This window comes from Alsobacter sp. SYSU BS001988 (assembly GCF_054796215.1).
Map to the genome: position 1 here is coordinate 121,614 of NZ_JBTAMK010000010.1, position 21,372 is coordinate 142,985.

16 protein-coding genes are annotated in these 21,372 nt (G+C 69.1%); 10 read left to right on the top strand and 6 right to left on the bottom strand.

Going from position 1 to position 21,372, the window contains the following annotated elements; genetic code table 11:
* Positions 1-5: 5 nt before the first annotated feature.
* The 3 genes from ACYVO7_RS17905 to ACYVO7_RS17915 all read left to right on the top strand — a co-directional run bounded on the left by ACYVO7_RS17905 (position 6) and on the right by ACYVO7_RS17915 (position 3,543).
* On the top strand, positions 6-1,394 hold the full coding sequence (locus tag ACYVO7_RS17905) for a M20 family metallopeptidase (RefSeq protein ID WP_460451172.1): 1,389 nt from the start codon (positions 6-8) through the stop codon (positions 1,392-1,394).
* A 117-nt stretch (positions 1,395-1,511) separates the two neighbouring features.
* Entirely contained in the window at positions 1,512-1,838 is a 327-nt protein-coding gene (locus ACYVO7_RS17910; RefSeq protein ID WP_460451173.1) for a polyhydroxyalkanoic acid system family protein, read from the top strand.
* A gap of 1,006 nt (positions 1,839-2,844) precedes the next feature.
* Positions 2,845-3,543, top strand: a complete 699-nt coding sequence (locus ACYVO7_RS17915; RefSeq protein ID WP_460451174.1) for an aspartate/glutamate racemase family protein — start codon at positions 2,845-2,847, stop codon at positions 3,541-3,543.
* Between the two features lie 22 nt (positions 3,544-3,565).
* On the opposite strand, the gene ACYVO7_RS17920 is transcribed toward ACYVO7_RS17915, so the two are convergent.
* Together ACYVO7_RS17920 and ACYVO7_RS17925 are read right to left on the bottom strand one after the other, a co-directional pair.
* Positions 3,566-4,342, bottom strand: coding sequence for an SDR family oxidoreductase (locus ACYVO7_RS17920; protein ID WP_460451175.1), 777 nt, complete (start codon positions 4,340-4,342; stop codon positions 3,566-3,568).
* A 32-nt stretch (positions 4,343-4,374) separates the two neighbouring features.
* A complete protein-coding gene (locus tag ACYVO7_RS17925; RefSeq protein ID WP_460451176.1) occupies positions 4,375-5,073 on the bottom strand; it encodes a GntR family transcriptional regulator in 699 nt (232 codons plus the stop codon).
* Positions 5,074-5,251: 178 nt separating this feature from the next.
* Here ACYVO7_RS17925 and ACYVO7_RS17930 point away from each other — a divergent pair, with 178 nt between their 5' ends.
* The 5 genes from ACYVO7_RS17930 (at position 5,252) to ACYVO7_RS17950 (ending at position 11,991) form a co-directional block, all read left to right on the top strand.
* A complete protein-coding gene (locus tag ACYVO7_RS17930) occupies positions 5,252-6,502 on the top strand; it encodes an ABC transporter substrate-binding protein (protein WP_460451177.1) in 1,251 nt (416 codons plus the stop codon).
* Between the two features lie 134 nt (positions 6,503-6,636).
* Positions 6,637-7,515, top strand: coding sequence for a branched-chain amino acid ABC transporter permease (locus tag ACYVO7_RS17935; RefSeq protein WP_460451178.1), 879 nt, complete (start codon positions 6,637-6,639; stop codon positions 7,513-7,515).
* Between the two features lie 7 nt (positions 7,516-7,522).
* Entirely contained in the window at positions 7,523-10,063 is a 2,541-nt protein-coding gene (locus ACYVO7_RS17940; RefSeq protein WP_460451179.1) for a branched-chain amino acid ABC transporter ATP-binding protein/permease, read from the top strand.
* Positions 10,064-10,083: 20 nt separating this feature from the next.
* Positions 10,084-11,034 (top strand): 3-hydroxyacyl-CoA dehydrogenase, encoded by a 951-nt coding sequence (locus tag ACYVO7_RS17945; protein WP_460451180.1) that lies wholly within the window; start codon positions 10,084-10,086, stop codon positions 11,032-11,034.
* Positions 11,035-11,067: 33 nt separating this feature from the next.
* Positions 11,068-11,991, top strand: coding sequence for a beta-keto acid cleavage family enzyme (locus tag ACYVO7_RS17950; RefSeq protein WP_460451181.1), 924 nt, complete (start codon positions 11,068-11,070; stop codon positions 11,989-11,991).
* A 159-nt stretch (positions 11,992-12,150) separates the two neighbouring features.
* Here ACYVO7_RS17950 and ACYVO7_RS17955 read toward each other — a convergent pair whose 3' ends face one another.
* Entirely contained in the window at positions 12,151-13,773 is a 1,623-nt protein-coding gene (locus ACYVO7_RS17955; protein WP_460451182.1) for an MFS transporter, read from the bottom strand.
* Positions 13,774-13,984: 211 nt separating this feature from the next.
* On the opposite strand from ACYVO7_RS17955, the gene ACYVO7_RS17960 reads away from it, so the two are divergent.
* Positions 13,985-14,530: a c-type cytochrome gene (locus ACYVO7_RS17960; RefSeq protein WP_460451183.1), complete on the top strand. Its 546-nt coding sequence runs from the start codon at positions 13,985-13,987 to the stop codon at positions 14,528-14,530.
* Positions 14,531-14,540: 10 nt separating this feature from the next.
* Here ACYVO7_RS17960 and ACYVO7_RS17965 read toward each other — a convergent pair whose 3' ends face one another.
* From ACYVO7_RS17965 to ACYVO7_RS17975, 3 genes are all read right to left on the bottom strand, one after another.
* Positions 14,541-15,293, bottom strand: a complete 753-nt coding sequence (locus ACYVO7_RS17965) for a hypothetical protein (RefSeq protein WP_460451184.1) — start codon at positions 15,291-15,293, stop codon at positions 14,541-14,543.
* A 58-nt stretch (positions 15,294-15,351) separates the two neighbouring features.
* On the bottom strand, positions 15,352-17,631 hold the full coding sequence (locus ACYVO7_RS17970; protein ID WP_460451185.1) for a peptidoglycan-binding protein: 2,280 nt from the start codon (positions 17,629-17,631) through the stop codon (positions 15,352-15,354).
* Positions 17,632-17,692: 61 nt separating this feature from the next.
* Positions 17,693-20,140, bottom strand: coding sequence for a hypothetical protein (locus tag ACYVO7_RS17975; protein WP_460451186.1), 2,448 nt, complete (start codon positions 20,138-20,140; stop codon positions 17,693-17,695).
* A 1,039-nt stretch (positions 20,141-21,179) separates the two neighbouring features.
* On the opposite strand from ACYVO7_RS17975, the gene ACYVO7_RS17980 reads away from it, so the two are divergent.
* Positions 21,180-21,344 carry a DUF3309 family protein gene (locus ACYVO7_RS17980; protein ID WP_406855180.1) on the top strand — a complete coding sequence of 55 codons (165 nt, stop codon included), beginning with the start codon at positions 21,180-21,182 and terminating at the stop codon, positions 21,342-21,344.
* Positions 21,345-21,372 lie beyond the last annotated feature (28 nt).

The following is a 21,372-nucleotide window of genomic DNA, read 5'->3' on the forward strand; positions in this document are numbered from 1 at the left end:
CGCCCATGTCTCGCCAAGACGCCGTCGCCCGCGCCGAGCGCTATTTCACCTCAGGCGGTTTCAAGGCCGACCTCGCCCGCCTGGTCGCGATGCCGACCGAGAGCCAGAACCCCGAGCGCGCCGACATCCTCGTGGCCTATGTCGAAAAGGAGATGCGCCCGCTCCTGGAGGGCCTCGGCTTCACCTGCACGACGCTGACCCACAAGGCCGCCAAGGGGCCCTTCCTCTACGCCGAACGCATCGAGGATCCCGCCCTGCCGACCGTGCTGGGATACGGCCACGGCGACGTGATCCGCGGCCTCGACAAGGACTGGAGCGAGGGCCTGTCCCCCTGGACGCTCACCGAGGTCGGCGACCGCTGGTACGGCCGCGGCGTGGTGGACAACAAAGGCCAGCACATCATCAACATCGAGGCCCTGCGGGCCGTGCTGGAGACGCGCGGCAAGCTCGGCTTCAACGCCAAATACCTGATCGAGATGGGCGAGGAGATGGGCTCTCCCGGCCTGCGCGACCTCTGCGCCGAGCAGAAGGATCTGCTCAAGGCCGATATGCTGATCGCCTCCGACGGCCCGCGCCTCAACGCCGAGCGGCCGACCATCTTCCTGGGCTCGCGCGGCGGCGTCACCTTCGACATGACCATCGACGCCCGCGAGGGCGGGCACCACTCGGGCAACTGGGGCGGCATCCTGTCCGACCCGGCCATCCAGCTCGCGCACGCCATCAGCACGATTGTGTCGCCCACCGGACAGATCCGCATCCACGAGTGGACGCCAAAGGAGCTGCCGGCCTCGGTCCGGCGCGTGCTGGCCGACTGCGAGATCGACGGCGGGCCGGACGGCCCGACCATCGATCCCGACTGGGGCGAGCCCGGCCTGAGCCCGGCCGAGCAGGTCTTCGGCTGGTGCTCCTTCGACGTGCTGGCCATGAAGGCGGGCAACCCGGAGACGCCGGTCAACGCGGTGCCGCCGAGCGCCTGGGCCCGCTGCCAGCTCCGTTTCGTGGTCGGCGTCGACCCGGACGGGGTGCTGCCGGCGCTGCGCCGCCACCTCGACCAGCACGGCTTCCCCATGGTGAAGATCGCCAAGAGCCGCGACGAGATCTTCCACGCCACCCGCCTGGACCCGGAGGATCCCTGGGTGACCTGGGCGGTCGATTCGCTCGCCCGGACCACCGGCAAGAAGCCGGCGTTGCTCCCCAACCTGGGCGGCTCGCTGCCCAACGACATCTTCTCGGAGGTGCTGGGGCTGCGCACCATCTGGGCGCCCCACTCCTATCCCGGCTGCTCCCAGCACGCGCCCAACGAGCACCTGCCGATGGCGATCGCGCGCGAAGGCCTCCAGATCATGGCCGGCCTGTATTGGGATCTCGGGAGCGGCGACACGCCTGCGCTCTGACGTCGGGGGCGGCTCGACAGCGCGCACCGAGCGGGCGATGACGGCCGCGTCAGGCGCGCAACCTTTCCGCCGGTCAGGCTTTAGATCGATCGAACCCGCAGTTCGAGCGAGAGCGCCATGCCGAAGCCCGTAGTCGTGACGATCTCCCACGCCCTGGGTCGCGAACAGGCGGTGGAACGCCTGCGAGAGCGCATCGGAGCGATCCGCCAGGCGCTTGGCCAGTATCGCGTCGTCATGGTCAAGGACGAATGGACCGGCGATCGGCTCAACCTCGGGCTGAGCGCGCTCGGCCAGACGGTTCAGGGGACCGTGGACGTGAAGGACGACCATGTCCGCATCGAGGTTCAGCTCCCCTGGCTCCTCGCGGCCTTCGCCGATCGCCTTCAGACCCTGGTTCACGAGAAGGCGCCTGCCCTTCTCGGCCCCCCGGGGAAGCGCGACTAACCGCGCGGCCGCCGAAGGGAGGCGACTCGCCGCCCTCGGTATGGAGCGCGCCGGGGATGACGGGGGTGTGGGGCCGGGATGGCGGTGGAGGGCCGCAGCCGGCCCCCTCGCCCCGGAACGGGGAGAGGGCTGGGGTGAGGGGGGGTGGGGCTTGGCTGGATTTCGGCCCCTCATCCGACCTCGCTGCGCTCGGCTGCCTTCTCCCCGTGCCGGGGAGAAGGGATGCACGGAAATCTCCGCGGCCTTTCGGCCCGGAGGTGGAGGGCGGCGCGGAGCGGCGACGCTGGGGGCCCCACGGCGAGTGGGGTGTGGAAAAGAGAAGCCGGGAGGCCGCCAGGCCCCGCCGCTCCGCGCGCGACGTTGGAGGATGAAAGGAAGATCCCGGGGCGCTTTCAGCCCCTTCGCGCTTCGCTGGTCGGACCTTGTCTTCCGTCCGCCGCTTCGAACCGGGTGGTGAGCCCGGCCTTCGGCGGCCGCCGCCCCTGGTCCACGTCCTCACGCCTGCAGACGCCCCTCCGTGGACCAGAGCATGGACAGGGATATAGGAATTTTATCCGTTTGTCAAGCGCCGTTCTGCGCACTTGCCGTCCGGCCCCTCATCCGACATCGCTGCGCTCGGCTGCGTTCTCCCCGTGCCGGGGAGAAGGGCAGAACCCGTCATGCAAACGCCCCCTCATCCTGAGGAGCATCGCCCCTGGGCGATGCGTCTCGAAGGACGAGGGGCTCCAGGGCGCACGGCCGTTGCAACCTCCTGGAGCCCTCGTCCTTCGAGACGCCATGCTGCGCATGGCTCCTCAGGATGAGGGGGTGGGTGGGGCTGAAACGTTGAGGAGGGCGGCAGCGGGCCGCCTCGCCCCGGAACGGGGAGAGGGCTGGGGTGAGGGGCGGCGCCGGGAAGGGGATGACGGCTGGCTTGGACGGCGGATCCGGGTGGACAAGGCGCCCGTGGCGACGGCGCTCTCGTTGCCTTAGACTCGGCGCGGCGGATTCAAGAGGTCAGACGGCCATGCATATCGGTCTCATCGGCGGCATCGGAGTCGCGGCCACCATCGTCTACTATCAGCGCCTCGTCGCCCGCGTCGCCGCGCAAGGTGGACGCAGGCTCGACCTGACCATCGCGCATGGCGACATCGACGAGCTGATCCGCAACAACCTGGCCGACCGGCGGGACGAGCAGGCCTTGGCCTTCCTTCCCATCGTCGAGAGGCTGAAGGCCGCCGGATGCTCATGCTTCGCGCTCACGTCGCTGGGAGCGCATTTCTGCGCGCAGGAACTGACCGCCCTCGCCCCTCTGCCGATGGTGTCGGGCGTGGCCCCGCTTGACGACTCCTTCGCAGCCCGCGGCATCCGCAGGGTCGGTCTGCTGGGCACGCGCGTCGTCATGCGCACGCGACTCTACGGGCGACTCGCCCGGACGGAGGCGCTGGCCCTCGACGACGAGATCGAGGAGCTCGGCCAGCTGTACCAGGACGTCGCGGTCTCGGGGACATGCACGGCTGCCCAGCGGAGCGCCTTCTTCGACGCAGGCCGGCGCATGATGGAGCGCGGGGCAGAGGCGATCGTGCTCGCCGGGACAGACCTCAATCTGGCGTTCGATCGGCAGGACCCCGGCTATCCGGTCATCGACGCTCTGGACGTCCATGTCGACCTCCTGGCGGATCTCGCCCTGGATCGGACGGCGATCCCGGCGCAGGCGCGGGATTGAGCTCAGCGCAGGCCCCCGCCGATCAGGCGAGCATCTGCGTGTCGCCGCAGATCGAGATCGCCTGGCCGGAGATGGTCCGGGCCCGGGGGCTGGCTAGGAACACGATCTGGTCGGCGAGCTGCTGCGGCGTCACGTATTCCTTGATCGAGGTGTACGAGAACGCGATCGCCTCCATCTCGGAGAAGCCGACGCCGCGTTGCTGCGCCTTGGCCTCCAGCACCCGGCGCTGGCGGTCGCCCGCCACGAGGCCCGGGAGGATGGCGTTGACCCTGATCCCGTCGCCGCCGAGCTCGATCGCCAGGGACTTGGTGAAGCCGATCACGCCCCATTTGGCGGCCGCATAGGGCGACCGCATGGCGAAGCCCAGGCGTCCGGCCAGCGAGGACAGGTTCACGATCGAGCCGTTCGGGCTCCGGCGCAGATGCGGGGCCGCGAGCCGGGCGCAGTTGAACTGGCCCGTGAGGCAGACGGCGAGGCAGCGGTCCCAGTCTTCGGGGTTGATCTCGTCGACCTTGCCGGTCGGGCCCGCGATGCCGGCGTTGTTGACCAGCGCGTCGAGGCCGCCGAGCGCGCCCAGGGCGTCGTCGAACAACCGCGCCACCGACCCGCGGTCCGCGACGTCGCACACCGACCAGGTCAGCGCCGGGTCGGTCTTGCCGAGCGCCGCGAGCGCCGCCTCGTCGACGTCGCACACATGCACCCTGGCGCCCTCGCGCACGAAGGCGCGGGCGATCTCGAGGCCGATGCCGTTGGCGCCGGCCGTGACCAGCACGCGCAGGCCGTTGATGCCCAGATCCATGACGTTCTCTCCCGCCTTGCGTCTCGAAAGGGTCAGGGCGCCAGCGCGCCCCGGCCGATGATGAAGTCGGCCGCGCCCGTGATGTCGGCCGCGATGGCCGCGCGGGCCGCCGCGCCGTCGCGGCGTCGGATGGCCGCCAGCGCATCGGCGTGGAAGCGCACGGCTCCGCCTTCCCGAAGCCGCTCGGGACTGGCGCGCAAATCGAGGTTGAGCACCGGCCCGGCCTTCAGCCACAGGCCGCGGATGATCTCCACCAGCAGCGGCGAGGCGGCCGCCGCGTAGACGGCGAAATGGAAATCCTTGTTGAGGCCCACCGAAAGCCCCGCATCCGGGTCCGGCAGCGTGCTCTGGCGGCGAAAGGCCGCCTCGACCGCCCCGATCTGGAGGAGGTCGTCGTCGGTGCGCAGCCGGGCGGCCTCGGCCGCCGCATGTCCCTCGATCGCGACGCGGACCCCCGCAAGCTCGCGGAACTGGGCGACGCTCATCACCGGCACGCGCACGGAGCGATTGGGCGTCACCTCGAGCGCGCCGTCCGCGACCAGCCGGCTCACGGCTTCCCGCACCGGCATCATCGACACGCCGAGCGCGCCGGCCGCGCGGCGCAGCGACACCTTCTCGCCCGGCGCCATGCGCCCCGACACGAGCAGGTCGCAAAGCTGCGCATAGGCGCGCTCGCCCAGCGTCTGCCGCTCCAGAGGCTCGATCTCCACAAGGGCTGCCGGACGGTTCACGCGTCATCCCTGGCTCGGCGCCAACCTGAAACAAGGCTGGACAGTCGCCTTTCGAAGCGTCAGGATAACTGTGATCACAGATCACGGCAAGGCGCGAACAGGCTCCGGCAGAGGGCCGCCCCCGGATCTGACGGTCGAGGAAAAGCTTCGACGAAGTTGTCGCAGGAGGATTTGCACCATGGACACCCGTGTTCCGCTGTCACGTCGCGGCCTGCTCAAGGGCGCGGGCGGCGTCGCCGTGCTCGCCGGCATCGGCGCTCCGGCCATCGTCCGCGCCCAGAGCGAAGCCATCCGAATTGGCCACCTCACGCCCCGGACGGGATTTCTGGGCCCATTGGGCGAATACGGCGTGATGGCCATCGACCTCGCCGTCGAGGAGCTGAACGCGGCGGGCGGGATCAACGGCCGCAAGATCGAGCTTCTGAAGGAAGATTCGGTGAACCCGCAGACGGCCTCCACCAAGGCCGAGCGCATGATCGAGCGCGACAAGGTCGCGTGCATCATCGGCGAGATTTCTTCCGCGTCGTGCCTGACCATCGCGCAGGTGGCCCAGCGCACCAAGACGCTCTACGTCAACACGGGCGGCAACTCGGACGCGCTGCGCGGCGCGGACTGCAAGAAGTTCATGTTCCACGTCGAGTCGCAGAACTCGATGTATGTGAAGTCGGTCGGCCGGTCCTTCCTCGCGGCCGGGCTCGTGAAGGGCAAGTCCTGGTATTCGCTGACGGCCGACTACGCCTTCGGCCACGACCTGCTCAAGGTCGCCAAGCGCTTCATGGAAGGCAATGGCGGCAAGTTCGCGGGCGACGAGCTTGTGCCCACGGACGCGACGGACTTCTCGGCCTACCTCCTGAAGATCCGCAGCGCCAAGCCGGACCTCGTGGTGCTGAACCTGGCCGGCAACCAGATCACCAACTTCCTGAAGCAATACGCCGAGTTCGGCCTCACCTTCCCGGTCGGCGGCTTCGGCTTCGACACGGCGCTCGCCTGGGCGGCCGGCAAGGGCAACTTCGTCGGCACCTGGCCGGTGGTCTGGCACCACCTCATCGACACCCCCGGGAACAAGGCCTTCGTCGGCGCCTTCACGAAGAAATACGGCAAGCCGCCGGAGAACCAGGCCTGGGGCGACTACATCGCGATGAAGATCGTGGCCCAGAGCATGAACGAACTGAAGACGCCCGACAGCGCCAAGCTCATCGAGCATTGGGAGAAGGGCGCGAAGTTCGACCTGCTGAAGACCCGCCCGGGCTACTTCCGCGCCTCCGACCACCAGCTCATGCACGAGATGTACGCCGTCACGGCCCTGCCGGCCGACCAGGTGAAGAACCAGTGGGACATCTTCACCTCCACGGGTCCCGTGCCCGGGCCGAACGAGGACCTCGAGGTCATCGCGTCCACCAAGGACGAGGCGACCTGCACGTTCTCGTAAGACGCGCGCCGCATGGGACGGCGGCCGGCGGCCCCGCCCGTCGCCGTCCAGCGCCCCCGGCGGCGGGGGCAGTCCCCCGTCGCACGCGACCCCGACCGGCATGAGCCCGCGCCGGGCCACAGGGAACGACGCCATTGACCCTCGTGCTCTTCCTCCAGCAGGTGCTGAACGGCCTCCTCGACGGCGTCTACTACCTGCTGATCGCGCTGGGCCTGTCGCTCATCTTCTCGCTGGGCGGCATCGTCAACCTGGCGCATGGGGCGTTCTACGCCATCGGCGCCTACCTGACGCTCGTGCTGTCGCCCTATGTGGGCTTCGGCGGGTCCTTGATCCTGTCGCCGGTCGCCGTGGCGCTGCTGGGCGTGCTGATCGAGCGCTTCCTGTTCCGGCGGTTCTACCGATCCGACCCCATCCTGTCGCTGCTGCTCACCTTCGGGCTCGCCATGGTGGCCGAGCAGGCGCTGCGGATGATCTTCGGCGCCCCGCCGCTCAGCTACTCGATCCCGCAGGCGCTGCGGGGCCAGATCTTCCTGGGCGACTTCGTCTATTCCTACTACCGCACCGTCCTGCTCGCGATCGCGATCGGATGCGTCGCCGCCCTGTGGGTGCTGCTGCACAAGACGTCGTTCGGCCGGGTGGTGCGGGCCGGCGTGCAGAACCCCGACATGGTGGGCGCGCTCGGCATCTCGCTCGAGCCCTACATGGCGGCGGTGGCGGCGCTCGGCATCGGCCTCGCCGGCCTCGCCGGGGTGCTGCTGGCGCCCATCTACGCGGTCCACCCCGCGATGGGCGCCGAGATCATCACGCCGGCCTTCGTGGTGGTCGTCATCGGCGGGCTGGGATCCTTCTGGGGGGTCGTGCTGGCGGCCCTGCTGGTGGGGCTCGTCAAGGGCATGATGGTGGCGGTCGGCTACTCCGCCGGCTCCACGGCCGCGATCTACCTCCTGATGCTCCTCGTTCTGCTGTTCAGGCCGCGCGGCCTGCTCGGCGAGCGCATCACCCGGTTCGAGTGAGGCGCCCATGACGAGCCCTTCATCCGCGATTCTGGCGCGCGTTCCGATGCCGCTGCTGTCGGCCGCCATCGCGCTGGTGCTGCTCCCGGCGGCGCTGCTGGGGCTCGGGCTCACCATGACGTCGGCGACGGAGGTGGTCGTCTACGCCATGGCCTGCATGGCGTTGAACGTGCTCGTGGGCCATACGGGGCTCGTCTCCTTCGGCCACGGCGCCTGGTTCGGCCTCGGCGCCTATGCGGCCGGCCTCATCCAGCGCCACTGGATGCCGGGCGCGTTCTTCGGCCCGACGCTGCTGGCGCTGGCGCTGGTCGGCCTCCTGGCGGCCGCCTTCGGCTCGCTGATCCTGCGCCGGCGCGGCGTCTACTTCTCCCTGCTGACGCTTGCTCTGTCGGCCATGATGTACGTGGTCGCGTTCCGCTGGACGGAGGTGACGGGCGGCGAGAACGGCCTTGCGGGCATCACCCGGCCGGCCTTCGCGGGCGTCGACCTGGAGGCGTCCGCGCCCTACTACTGGTTCGTGGCCGCGCTCGCCTTCGCGGTGCTGGTCGGCCTCTGGCGGTTCCACCGCTCGCCGGTCGGCACGGTGCTGGTCGCCATCCGGGAGAACGAGCAGCGCGCCCGCTTCCTGGGCTACCCGACGAACCGCTACAAGCTCGCCGCCTTCGTGCTCTCCGCCGTGCTGACCGGCCTCGCGGGCGTCCTGCTCCTCTACAAGAACCGCATGACCTCGGCCGAGCCGATCTCGGTGACGTTCTCGGGCGAGCTTCTCGCCATGGTGGTCATCGGCGGCATGCGGAGCTTCCTGGGGCCGGCGATCGGGGCGCTCTTCTACATTCTCTTCCGCGAATTCCTGTCCATCTACACCGAGAACTGGCTGTTCTGGTTCGGCCTCGTCTTCGTGAGCTTCATCGTGTTCTCGCCCTCCGGGCTGGTCGGCGTGGCCGAGCGCCTGCTCGCGCCGTTCCGCAAGAGAGTGGTCGAGGACGCCGCCATGTCGGCGCGCCGCACCGAGGAGATGCCGCTGCCCGCCTCGCTGCGCCCGAAGGAGCATGTCCACGGCGTCGTTCTCGAGGCGACCGGCATCTCCAAGCGCTTCGGCGGCATCAACGCCGTGCGGGACGTCACGATCAGCATCCGCGACCGCACCCTGCACGCCCTGATCGGCCCCAACGGGGCCGGCAAGACGACGGCGTTCAACCTGCTCTCCGGCATGTTCGCGCCCGATCAGGGCGATGTGCGCCTGCTCGGCCGCTCCATCGTGGGCCGCTCGCCCGAAACCATCGCGTCGGCCGGCATCGGGCGCTCGTTCCAGATCACCAATCTCTTCGCCGGCCTGACCGTGGAGGAGAACCTGCGCCTCGCCGTCCAGGCTCGCCACGCCGGGCGCTTCGGCTTCTGGAAGCCGGCGACGTCCCTGGCCGGGATCGCGGACGAGACCGACCAGATGGTGCGTTACCTCGGCGTCGCCGGCATCGAGCGCGCCGAGGCCGGATCCCTGTCCTATGGCGGGCAGCGGCTGCTCGACATGGGCCTGGCGCTCGCGACCGCGCCCCGCATCCTGCTGCTGGACGAGCCTTTGGCCGGCCTCGCGGCCGCCGAGCGCCAGCGGATCGGCGCAATCATCAAGCGCATCTCGGCCGACCTCCCGGTGCTGCTGGTGGAGCACGACATCGACCGCGTGTTCCAGCTGGCCGACCACGTCACCGTCATGAACGACGGGCTCGTTCTGCTCGACGGCACGGTCGAGGACGCCCGGTCGAGCCCGCGCGTGCAGGAGGTCTATATCGGCTCGGGCGCGGCGAGCGTCGCCGCCAGGCCGCGCGAGACCGCCGCCGAGAAGGCGGAGCTGCTGACCCTGCAATCCGTGAACACGTACTACGGCAAGAGCCATATCCTGCGGGACGTCTCGCTCACCGTGCACGAGCACGAGGTCGTCGCGCTGCTGGGGCGCAACGGCGCCGGCAAGTCGACGCTGCTGAAGACGCTCACCGGGATCGCGCCGGCCGCGTCCGGCTCCATCCGGCTGTCCGGGGCCGAGCTGGTGGGCCGGCCTTCGGCCCAGACGGCGCGGCTCGGCGTCGGCTACGTGCCGCAGGGGCGCGGGCTTTTCGCCGGGATGACGGTGGCCCAGAACCTGGAGCTCGGCCGCCTGCGCCGCCAGACCGGCAACGGCGTGCATTGGGAGCTGGAGCGGATCTACGAATACTTCCCCCGCATCCGCGAACGGCTGGACAGTCCCGCCGACTACCTGTCGGGCGGCGAGCAGCAGATGGTGGCCGTCGCCCGGGCGCTGTCGGGCGACGTGCGGGTGCTGCTGCTCGACGAACCCTTCGAGGGTCTCGCGCCCGCCGTGGTGGAGCAGCTCTTCGAGGCTTTCGACCGGCTGCGGCGCGAGGTCGCCATCATCATCGTCGACCATCACCTCGATCTGGCGCTGGCGCTGTCGGACGCCACCCTGGCGCTCGAACGCGGGCAGGTCATCCACACGGGCCCCTCCAAGGCGTTGCGCGACGATCTCGACCTGCGCCGCAAGGTGCTCTGGCTCTAGTCACATCGCTGAGGTTCGTGATGCCGCATGCTTCGAACACCACGGTCGCCATTGTCGGCGTCGGGCTCATCGGCCGGGCCTGGGCGGCCATCTTCGCCCGCGCCGGCTGGCAAGTGCGCCTCACGGACCCGCATGGCCCGACGCTCGCGGCCGCGCCGGGCCTGATCCGGGAGGAGCTGGACAAGCTGGCGCGCCACGGCCTGGCGGACGACCCGCAGGGGGCGGCGGCCCGGATCACGGTCGCGGCCTCGCTGGCGGAGGCGCTCGACGGCGTCTCTTTCGTCCAGGAAAACGGGCCCGAGGTCGTCGAGCGGAAACAGGCGATCTTCGCCGAGCTGGACCGGCTGGCCCCGCCGGACGCGATCCTGTCCTCCTCCACGTCGGCCATCGTGGCGTCGCGCTTCACCGAGGGGCTGCCCGGCCGGGCCCGCTGCATCGTCGCGCATCCGGTGAACCCGCCTCACCTCGTGCCCATCGTCGAGCTCTGCGGCGCGCCCTGGACGTCGCCCGAGACCGTGGAGCGCGCCCGGGAGGTGTTCAGCGCCATCGGGCAGGTCCCGATCACGGTGAAGAAGGAGGTCGACGGCTTCATCCTCAACCGCCTGCAGGGCGCGCTGCTGGCGGAAGCCTTCCGGCTCGTCGGCGAAGGCTATGTCTCGGCCGAGGATCTCGACCACACGGTGAAGGACGGCCTCGGCCTGCGCTGGTCGTTCATGGGGCCGTTCGAGACCATCGAGCTCAACGCGCCCGGCGGCATCCCGGACTACTGCGCCCGCTACACCGGCTTCTACAAGGGGCTGGCCCGCGACGCCGCCGGGCCCGAGGTCTATGAGAGCCCCAATATCGACCGCGTCGCGGCGGCCTGGCCGCATGCGGCCACGCCCGAGCGCATCGCCGAACGCACGCGGTGGCGCAACGAGCGGCTGGCCGCGCTCGCGTCCCACAAGCGCGCCGCGCCCGACCCCGCCTGATCAAGCCCCCCGTCGAGGAAAAGGGAACCGCCCATGAGCCGCAAAGTCATCATCACCTGCGCCGTCACGGGCGCAATCCACACGCCCTCCATGTCGCCGGCGCTCCCGGTCACCCCGGAGGAGATCGCGGACGCCGCCATCGGGGCCGCGGAGGCCGGCGCCGCCATCGTCCACCTTCACGCCCGCAATCCCACGACCGGCCAGCCCGACCAGACGCCGGAGGCCTTCGCGCCCTTCCTGAAGGTCATCAAGCAGCGCTCCAACTGCGTCATCAACCTGACGACCGGCGGCGCCCCGACCATGACCGTGCAGGAGCGCGTGCGTCCCGCCGCTACCTTCAAGCCGGAGGTGGCCTCCCTGAACATGGGCTCGATGAATTTCGGCCTGTTCGGGATGCTCAACCGCTTCAAGGATTTCAAGCACGAGTGGGAGCCGAAATATCTCGGCAACAAGGACATCCTGTTCCGTAACACCTATCAGGACATCGAGTATGTCCTCACCACGCTGTCCGAGACCGGCACGCGCTTCGAGTTCGAGTGCTACGACACCTCGCACCTCTACAATCTCGCCTACTTCCTGGACCGCGGCCTCGTGAAGGCGCCGCTCTTCGTGCAGACCGTCTTCGGCCTGATGGGCGGGACCGGGGCCCATCCGGAGGACGTGATGCACATGAAGCGGACGGCGGACCGGCTGTTCGGCGACAAGTTCAAGTGGTCCGTGCTGGGCGCCGGGCGCCACCAGCTGCCGATCGCCGCCATGGCGGCCGCCATGGGCGGCAACATCCGCGTCGGCCTGGAGGACTCGCTCTGGGCGGGGCCCGGCAAGCTGGCCCAGTCGAACGCCGAGCAGGTCGCGTCGGCGCGGCGCATCATCGAGGGCCTCGGCATGGAGGTCGCCACCCCGGACGAGGCGCGCGAGATCCTGTCTCTCAAGGGCGGCGACAAGGTCGATTTCTGAGGACCCCAGGTTCGGGGCCCGCGCCGCGGCGCGGGAGGCGGAGAATCCGGCCAGCGTCGCCTCCCCCGGCCTCGCCGGCCGACGAAGCCCGCGACGTCCCTGCCCTGCTTCAGGCGGCGCGCCTGCGCCGAGCCCCGGCTGACGCAAGTCGACGGCCAGTCACGACCCGGCCTGAGCGGCTTCCCGGGACATCGCATGTTCAGGAAAGCTGGTCTGACGCTCGATCATTCGCCGGACGACGATCGGGGCGGGACCTTGGTGAAGCGCGATCAGGGCCTTGCTGATATCGGTGTCGGCCTGCGTCATGCGTTGGTTCTGACGAAGATACTCCTGCCACGTGGGGCAGTCGTAACGCTCGATCCAGGTCGTGGGATCGGCGAGGTCGCGCATCAGCGTCCAATGGCGCGCGCCGTCCCGCAGGCGGATCCTGCGCCGGCCAGCCATCACCGACATGAAAGCTTGCTCGTCCTCCGGGCGGATCCGGTACTCGATCGCCACGATGATCGGGCCGCTCTGCGGCCGGATGTCGAGGGAGATTTCCGGGTCCTTCCACTCGCGCGGCGTGAGGTCGAGCTCCTGGACGTCAGGAACCGGGAACACACGACCCAGCGCCGCGCCCAGCGCGAGCACGACGGCTGAGCCGAGCAAGGCGTTGCGAGTGCCCGCCTGCTCGGCCGCGATCCCCCAGGCCCAGCTCCCCACGGCCATCCCGCCGAACGCCGCCATCTGGTAGAGCGCTACGGCGCGCCCGACGACCCAGCGCGGCGACGACAGCTGGACCGCGGCGTTGAAGCCGGCCAGAGCCAGGACCCAGCTTGCGCCCCCGACGAGCATGCAGCCCATGGTGACGAGGGGCCGACCGCTGAGGGCCGCGCCCCCGGCGCAAGCCGCCGCCCCGGCGAACGCCAGCGCGACGCAGCTCTCCGCCGACAACGAACGCCGGCGCATCTCACCGCCGAGAAACGCCCCGGCGATCGCGCCCACGCCGAATGCGCCCAGAAGCAATCCAAAGGTCAGCGGGCCACCCTGGATCAGGTCGCGGGCGATCAAGGGCATCAGCGCCTGAACGGAAATCGCCGCTGCGCCGAAGACGAAGCTGCGCGCCATGACGTTGAGGATGCGCGGCGACATCGCCACATAGCGCACGCCCGCCGCCATCGCCCTGCCGAGCGTCTCTGGCGGAAGCCTCCGCTCGACCTGCGGCAGACGCCATCGGGCCAACACGACGATCAAGCCGAGATAGCTGACGGCGTTGATCGCGAACGCCCAGAATGCGCCAGCCCAGGCGACGATGAAGCCGCCTATGGCCGGCCCGACGCTGCGCGCGATGTTGAAACCAACGCTGTTCAGGGCGATGGCGGCCGGAATCTCGGCCCGCGGCACCATCTCTCCCACCAGCGACTGCCAGGCGGGTCCGTTGATCGCGGTCCCGCATCCGATCAGGAAGGTGAAGCCTAGCAGCGCGGCCGGCGTGAGCAGTCCCATGAGGCTGAACACGGCCAGGAGCACCGAGGACGCCAGCAGGAACACCTGCGCCGCCAGCATCAGCTTTCGACGGTCGAGATTGTCGGCGAGCGCTCCCGCCATGAGCGAGAAGAGCATCACTGGCACGGTGTTGGCGGCCTGGACCAAAGACACCATGCCGGCGCTCGGATCCAGCGAGGTCATCAGCCATGACGCGCCGACCGTCTGGATCAGCCCGCCGAGGTTGGACGCCAGGCTCGCGATCCAAACGTGGCGAAAGATGCGGCGTTGGAACGGAGCTAGCTGCACTGAATCCACTCCCGAACGGCGCAGACGGCCGGTCTCACGAAGGCCCGGGCGCGTACGGCGCTCGCTGCTCCCACCCACAATCGCTGGCATGAGTCGTCAACGACTACCGGAAGTTGAAGCACCCTATGGTCAAGGGATCGCAAACCGAAACCGCCACATTGGCGTGGCTGCTGGATCATGTGATCATGACGGCTGTTCGCGATCGTAGGAGGAGGACCTCATGCGGTTTCTGGCGGTCGTCGGCGCGCTCGCAATCCTCGTCGCAATCGGAGCAGCGGTCTATCTGTTTGGCGGCTTCTACAGCGTCGCCGCCCAGGTCGAAGACCCTGCCGTCATGAACTGGGCGCTCGTCCAGATCCGCAGCCGTTCGATCCGGCGCAACGCGGCCGACGCCCCTCCGCCAGACCTTCAGGGCCGCGTCGCGGCCGGCGCCCGGGCCTTCGTGCAGCGCGGCTGCCCGACCTGTCACGGAGCGCCGGGGATGGAGTGGGCGAAGTTCTCGGAGGGCTTGAACCCCTCGCCGCCGGACCTGAAGGACGTTGCGGCCGAGCTCGAGCCGCAGCACGTCTTCTGGGTGGTGAAGCACGGGATACGGATGACCGGCATGCCGAGCTTCGCATCGGCCGGAGTGGCCGACGACGAAATCTGGTCCATCGCGGCCTTCGTCAAGCAGCTGCCGAAGGCGTCAGAGGGAGACTTCAAAGCCTGGACGGGAGAAGGAGGCGCGGCGCCTCCCGCCTCCACCCCCACGGCCCCCAAGCCCTGACCCTGTCGCCTCAGTCGCGCAGCCAGATCTCCATGGTTCTGGCGCGCAGGTTCGGGTAGGCCTGCTGGAGGCTGACGATGCGCGCGTCCGGCAGGGCCTTGTTCTTGATGTCGGCCGCCAGCGTCCGGTCCTCGGGCGTGTCCTTGTAGATCCTGATTTCGTCCCGCGACGGCGTCTGCCCGACGGCCTCCACGGCCGGCGCCGCGAAGCGCGGGTCCTGGTCCACGTCGCGCTGGATCTGGCGGGCGCGATCGCTGTTGGCGCGATACTGGATGTAGACCGTATAGAGACCAGAGGGGGCCGCGGCGGGCGAAGCGGACTGGGCCACCTTCTCCTTGATGGCGTAGGTCGAGTCCGCCTGCCTCAGGACCGCGCTGGCGATCCCGTTCCGCTCCTCGGTCTTCGCCGTCGCGCCCGAGTCGTCGGGACAGTTGTGGCGCTCCAGGTCCTCGCGAAGCATGGCCGCCAACGCCCCGATGGCGGAGCTGGACTCGTCCAACCCCGTTTTGAGCTGCTGGGCGGAATACCCGGTGACCCTCACCAAAAGCTGTGCTTCGTTCTTCTTCTCGCAATACTGACCCGATGTCCGCTCCATATAGAGCTTGGCGAGGCTCATCTGGTTGTCGAAGGCCGTCTGGCTTGATTTCGCACGCCGATCAGCCTCGTAGTTGTTGAGATTGTAGAGCGAGATGCCCAGCGCCGGAACGCCGGCCAGCACGCCGAGGATCCCGCCGAGAAGTTTGATCCCGTCGTCGAGCGCCATGACCTTTCGTCCTTGATCCTGTCGAGGCTTGGAGGCGAGCCCGTCGGGCCAGCGCCGCTCACTGCGGCGGCATCCGCCGGGAGACGAGATCGCCCAGGTTCCACTTCTCCTGCTTGCCGAGAAAGCCCCAGGCCGTGACGGCCAGGAACACCGGCAGAAGCGGGCCGCTCAGGCCGCCCAGCGCCGGGATGGCCTTGGTGGCGACGCCGGCGAGCTGGTCGAGCACGCCGCCGGCCGGCGCCTTCTCGAACATGGCGGCGAGCACGGATCCGATCAGGCCCAGGGCCGTCTTCTTGCCGGTGAGCAGGTTGCCGAGGCCGGCCCCGAGGGCGTTGTTGACCGGCGCCAGCTTCGGGTTGCGCGCGACCAACTCGGACACCACGCCCTTGATGGCCCGGATCGTCTCCGGGTCCACCACGTCGCCGTCGGCGGCCGCGGCTGCGGCCGCGGGCTGCGGCCTGTCCTTTCGGACCAGCATGGCTTCCAGCCTGTCGAGCCGCAGGTTGATGGCGTCGGCTTCCGCGCTCATGAGCTCTCCTCCCGCTTGTTCGAGGTCCGCGTTGGACAGAGTCGTGGGGGGCGTGACGTCGGCCGTGCGCGCGCCCGCCCCGCCCCGGGCGGCCGCCGGGGTCGCGGCGGCGAGCCCGGCTCGCACCGCGGTCTCGAAAAGGCGGGCGATCCGCGCGATCTCCTCGGCCTTGTCCTGCCCGTTGACGATGCGGCGGGCCGCGACGTAGTCGCACCGAGAGCCCTTGATGAAGTCGGCCAGCTTCACGCCCGTCCAGAGGCCTTCGATGTGGCCGAACACGGACACAGGGGCGTCGATGCGCGAATCCAGCAGCAGGTTCGGCTCGTGCACGAAGTCCCGGTTGAAGCGCCTCGCGCAGCGCTGGTAGTTGTCGAAGTGGGTGAGCTGGACCCGGCCGCGGCCGAAATAGCTGACGCCGTTCACCGGCGCGGCGTAATCCCGCTTGATCTTGCCGGCTTCGAACATCTTGCGGACGTGCAGCCGCGCGGCCTGGTCCGTGTCCTTGAACCCTTCGCGGACCGGGACCATGCGGCGGCCGGTCTCGTGGAAGACGCTGGCCAGGATATAGGCGAGCCAGCGGGGGTCCCCGTCGGCGACCTTCCGCTCCCAGACGTCCAGCACGTCCTCGACGCCGCGCACTTGGCTGTCGCGCAGGACCCCGTCGAAGAGGGACCGGCGACAGGCGTCGAAAAACGCCTGGCGCGCCAGCGCGGGCGTCCGCTCGGCCCCGCTGATCGCGCCCGCGAACCGGTCGAGCCCGGTCTGCTGCAGGGCGTCCCGCAGCGCTGCGGGCGGAATGTCGGTCTCGTCGGGGAGGTCCGCGACGGCCGCGTCCGGCCTGGTCGGAGCCGGCGCGACAGGCGCCCCGGCGGCGGCGACCAGCGGCAGGTCGATCCGGAGCGCCGCGGCGGTGGCCGGCCCGCATGTCGCGTCCACGGCGTCGGGGCCCAGCACGCGCTTCTGGAACGCCGCCAGCGCCATGGCCGAGCTCCGGCCGAAGTCGCCATCGGCCGTTCCGGCGAGATCGCCGACATCGATCAACGCCTTCTGAACCAGGCGCGCGGCCTCGCCGCCCGAGCCAAAGCGCACGATCTGCCGAAGCTCGGCGGCGTTGGAGGCCGCAAGCACGGCCAGTTCGGTTCCGGTGAACAGCAGGTACACGAAGCGCTTCTGCGAGCGGCTGTAGGCGTTCTCCTTGAAGGCCCGCCATGCGCCGGTTTCGCGCGCTCCGCCCCGGCTGGGCGAACTGGGCAAGCCCGACACCACCTGGCACCCGGCGCTGGAGAAGCGTCGGTCCGGCAGGTCGTGATAGGCCGAATGAAGATTGTCGGCGGCGAAGTCGCCCGGGCCGGAGCCGAAGTCGATCCGATCGAAGTTGTCGTAGGCCGTGTCGTTGGCGGTCCGCCGCACCGGGAAGAAGCAGTTCTGTCGGAAGGCGGGATGGCCGGAGGGCTGGCCGTCCTTGTGGACGCCGATCGCATACTCGTATCGCCCCGGAAGCAGCATGTTGGCCCCGGCGCCGCCGCGCGTCTTCGCGGCCGCGATGCTGCCCATCGAGGGCGCGGTCGAACCGGGAAACAACGCGATCAGCCTAGTCTCGCGGTCCCACTGGCCGATGGAGCAGTTCACGTCGAGATGGTTTACCGCGCCGATCGTGGCCGTACGCGCCGGGGCGAAATCGACGCTGGCGGGACTGACCGGGAAAGCGCCCCGGACGCCGAAGAACACGAGCCCCTTGTCGGGAAGCGCGAATCCATAGCGCCGGGCCGCAAGGTCGAGGAAGTCGTGGGTGACGTTCAGCGTGGCCATGGGAACCGCCCTCGTTCTGCCTGTGTGCTGTCGGTCGAAACGGTCGTGGTCGTGGCTCCGGTCAGGACAGCACGGCGTCGCGGAGGCCCTTCGCCCGCGCCGCCGCGTCTCCGGCCAATCCGCTGATGGTGGCGCGCCCCTCGAAGGCCGTGTGGACGGCGTGGAAGCCCAGGGACCGGTAGGCCTCGAACTGTTCCTCAGAGAAGAACTGGTCGCTCGTGGTCTCGTGGGGGAAGTCTGGGTAGCGACGCTTGTAGTCCAGGACGTAGTCGTTCTCGTCGCCCGTGAGCGACGCCTTCACGTAGATCAGCCGCCCCTCGCCGTCGCTGTAGTGGATCGACCCCACGGCCACGTGCGGCCTGTGGTTTTGCAGGTCCGCCGGCAGCGCCCTTCCATTCGCCATGGCCTCGTCGATCTTCAGCGTCGCGGCGGCGATCGCCTGCCAGGGCAGTTCGATGCGGACGCCGAGGTCGATGCGGGCGTAGCGCTGCAGCGCCACGAACGAGCCGAAGGACATGCCGGGATCGGCCTCCGCGTCGATGGCCACGATCACCTTCACCCGCCGGCGCAGGAGCTCGTACAGGCCGAGATTCTCGATGTGCCCGCCGTCGGTGAGGTAGACCTGCTCGGCCCGCTCATCGAGCTGGCTGAACATCTCGCTCACCAGGTAGAGCCCGAGACCATCGCGGATCTTCTCCCAGGACGTGGGCTGAAAGCCGGGCTCCAGGTGCTTCGGGTTGTCCAGCCAGTAGCCCAGCCGGATGTTGAGCAGCGCCAGCGTCGGGGCCATGCCCCAGAGGGAATTCGACCCCATGTTGGACGAGGCCGCCGCGCCCGAGATCGCGATGGCCGAACCGAAATCCGGCGACGGCCGCGAGCCCGTTCTGACGAAGCCGGTCGCGCTGGACCCGCAGAACACGGGGGAGAAGAAGAAGAAATCCGCATTGCGTCCGCGCCGGTTGACCTGCCGCGACGCCTGGACGTTCAGCGCGCAGTTGAGCAGCGGCAGCGGCCCCGTGTCGCCCGTGACGTCGTCCAGCGCCATGGTCCCGCATTCCGGCGGATCCTGGCCGGGCGGCAGGCCATCCATGTTGCGCGGGTCGAACAGAAAGGCCTTGCTGAGCCGGTCGCGGTACAGCCTGTGCAGCGAGTTCGCGTTGGGCTTGAACAGCCAGGTGAGCACGAACAGCCCCAGCCCCGCGGCGGCGAAGCTGGGCGCGATGAGGTTGGGCGCCTGGCAGGCCCTCTCGAGCTCCTGGGACGAGATGCTGTCGCTTCCGGGAGGCGGCGTCAGCAGCGAGACGTCCGGCGCGCCGCAGGCCCAGCTCACCAGCTTGGCGAGCCCGACCGGCCGATGGATGAAGCCGATGTCCGTCATCAGCGTCAGCTGGACATAGGCCACCCACAGGAGGAACGGCAGCGCCAGCGCGACCACGAGCGAGCCGAGCTTGGCGAGAGCCGCCTTGATCACGGGCCGCGCGCTGGGCTTGCTGCTGGCCTTGCGCACCGTCTCCCCGAGCGTCCGGCTGAAGAAGGCGAGGATCGCCGCGAGCGGGGCGAGATAGGGCGCGATCAGCATCGCAAGTCCCAGGAGCCGCGTGACCGGCCCCTCGGCCTCCCGCGCCGTCGGCGTCGGCGACGTCAGCGGGCTCCAGACCTGGAACGCGCCGCGGACGGCGAGAGGCTGCAACTCCATCGCCGCGATCGCGAGGGTCGCGCAGATCCAGACCACCGCGGCCTTGTAGAGGGGCCCCTTGAACTCCGCCTGGTCGGCGCGCAGGGACTGCACGATGGCCCAGACCAACAGAAGCGCCAGCCCGGCTCCGAGAGCGAGCTGCGTGTAGGCGAACCGTTCGACCAGGCTCCCCCCGTCGTCGCCGAGCAGATAGGCTTGCTGGTTGTGGTTGAACATGCCGGTCAGCCCGGCCAGGAACAGCAGGATCGCGGCCGCCATCGCCATGTTGGCGACGAGTCCGCGCAGCACCACCGCGCCCGAACCGATGACGTCCGGCAGGCCGTGCGGGACGAGATAGCGCGAGTAATTGCGGATATGCCCGACGGCGTGGCTGTCCGCCTTGTCGCCGGGCTGCGTCGCGAACGGAAACTCCCCGCCCGTCTTCTCCATGCCGACGCGGACGGCGGCGCCGATATAGCCGCCGCCTGAAACCGTCGAGAGATAATGGAAGCGCGACAAGCCGCCATTCGGCGCGTTGCTGCGCGCGAGATCCTGGTCCAGCGCCTGCAGAGCGCCCAGGGCGAAGGCCGCCGAGCGGATGCCGCCGCCCGAAATGGCGAGGCCAAGCCCCTGGACCGGGATGTCGACGGCCCGGATCGTTTTCGCGGCGGACGGCGCGTCCGCGCCCGCCTGGGAACCCGCATCGTCCTGCGCCGGATAAACCAGCTGCTCGATCCCGCCGAAACGCCGGTTGATCCAGTCGATCTCGGCGCGCTGAACGCTGCCGAAGTCGCTCCGATAAGGGGAGGACGATCCTGCAGACGACGAAGCCATGGCGATGAACTCCGCTCGACTTCTCATGAAGCCGGTCGTGGCGGACGATGATTATTCGTTCACCAGTCTGGTTATGGCTAAGCTGCGCGTTTCATGATCGAAAAATCCATGAATATGATGATGGCCTTGCCTTCAAGCACGCCATGCAACCTCAATGTGAAGAGAGCGCCAAAACGCCAAATCGACGGAAAGAGCTGCGAACATCTCCCGCCAACTTGCGTTCGGCGTCGCGTGCCTCATGGGAGCACGGGAGCGGGATCGACGTATGTGTCGAAATTCACATTCGAAAGGACAGGAGCCCAGGCGACGCATCTGCGACCGGTGGAGCGGCGCCGCCAGGCCCGAGCCGGAGCACGTGGGACCCCAGCCGGGCACGGCGTCCGATGCGGCCGATGGCGGCACGCCTGCTTGTTGCGAGCCAGGCCGCGAAGCCGCCGGCGGACGAATTCTGTCCCATCGCGCTTTTGAATAGTGGTCGGATGTGATCTGATTCGCTCGGCTGATGGAGGTGAGGATGGAACGTTGCTTCCAATTGCTCCTCGAATTCACTCTGTCGAACGTACTCACGCCGCACCAGTGCGCTGGGTGATCGCTGCCCGGGATCGGCAATGGCGGCTCAGCGCCAGGGAAGCGCTCCTGCGAAACACGGCTCCGACTCTGTGGCACCTTCGTTCGCCAGCTTTCAGGCGCACTCGTCAGGTCCGCCCCGCCGGGGCTGGAACGGCAAAGCGATACGGATTCCGTCATCGTCGGAGCCGCAGGCGCCCGCCAGCGTCGACCTGTCGCGCCGGCGGGAACTGATGCAGCTCAATGCGCGTCGATCAGTGGCGTCGCATCGTCGCCCAGCGACGCCAGCAGCCTTGCTGCGGGACCGCTCGGTCTGTCGCTGCGACGCGCTGACCGGAATGCTCGATTGTCGATGCGCATTCCCGTCGCCGCATCCTCTCATTGCTGGTTCGGGTGATCGCTATGACCTCCATCGTGAGCGGTTTTGAGAGTTGACCGGGACCAGATTCGCCGGCCGGAGGGAAAAACGCCCATGTCTCTTGGAACCATTCTTCTCATTGTTCTGGTCATATTTCTGCTTGGGGGCTTCAGCGGCCGTTTCGGCGGCTACGGCTACGGATTTGGTCACGGCGGCATCGGTGTGATTGGGCTGCTCCTCATCATTATTCTCGTCTTGCTTGTGCTCGGGCGGATCTGAAGGTCTTCGGTCGCGCCTCCCGGAGCAG

Coding starts and splice junctions, on each gene's coding strand:
- ACYVO7_RS17905 (WP_460451172.1), top strand. CDS start 6: ATGTCTCGCCAAGACGCCGTCGCCCGCGCCGAGCGCTATTTCACCTCA.
- ACYVO7_RS17910 (WP_460451173.1), top strand. CDS start 1,512: ATGCCGAAGCCCGTAGTCGTGACGATCTCCCACGCCCTGGGTCGCGAA.
- ACYVO7_RS17915 (WP_460451174.1), top strand. CDS start 2,845: ATGCATATCGGTCTCATCGGCGGCATCGGAGTCGCGGCCACCATCGTC.
- ACYVO7_RS17920 (WP_460451175.1), bottom strand. CDS start 4,342: ATGGATCTGGGCATCAACGGCCTGCGCGTGCTGGTCACGGCCGGCGCC.
- ACYVO7_RS17930 (WP_460451177.1), top strand. CDS start 5,252: ATGGACACCCGTGTTCCGCTGTCACGTCGCGGCCTGCTCAAGGGCGCG.
- ACYVO7_RS17940 (WP_460451179.1), top strand. CDS start 7,523: ATGACGAGCCCTTCATCCGCGATTCTGGCGCGCGTTCCGATGCCGCTG.
- ACYVO7_RS17945 (WP_460451180.1), top strand. CDS start 10,084: ATGCCGCATGCTTCGAACACCACGGTCGCCATTGTCGGCGTCGGGCTC.
- ACYVO7_RS17950 (WP_460451181.1), top strand. CDS start 11,068: ATGAGCCGCAAAGTCATCATCACCTGCGCCGTCACGGGCGCAATCCAC.
- ACYVO7_RS17960 (WP_460451183.1), top strand. CDS start 13,985: ATGCGGTTTCTGGCGGTCGTCGGCGCGCTCGCAATCCTCGTCGCAATC.
- ACYVO7_RS17965 (WP_460451184.1), bottom strand. CDS start 15,293: ATGGCGCTCGACGACGGGATCAAACTTCTCGGCGGGATCCTCGGCGTG.
- ACYVO7_RS17970 (WP_460451185.1), bottom strand. CDS start 17,631: ATGGCCACGCTGAACGTCACCCACGACTTCCTCGACCTTGCGGCCCGG.
- ACYVO7_RS17975 (WP_460451186.1), bottom strand. CDS start 20,140: ATGGCTTCGTCGTCTGCAGGATCGTCCTCCCCTTATCGGAGCGACTTC.
- ACYVO7_RS17980 (WP_406855180.1), top strand. CDS start 21,180: ATGTCTCTTGGAACCATTCTTCTCATTGTTCTGGTCATATTTCTGCTT.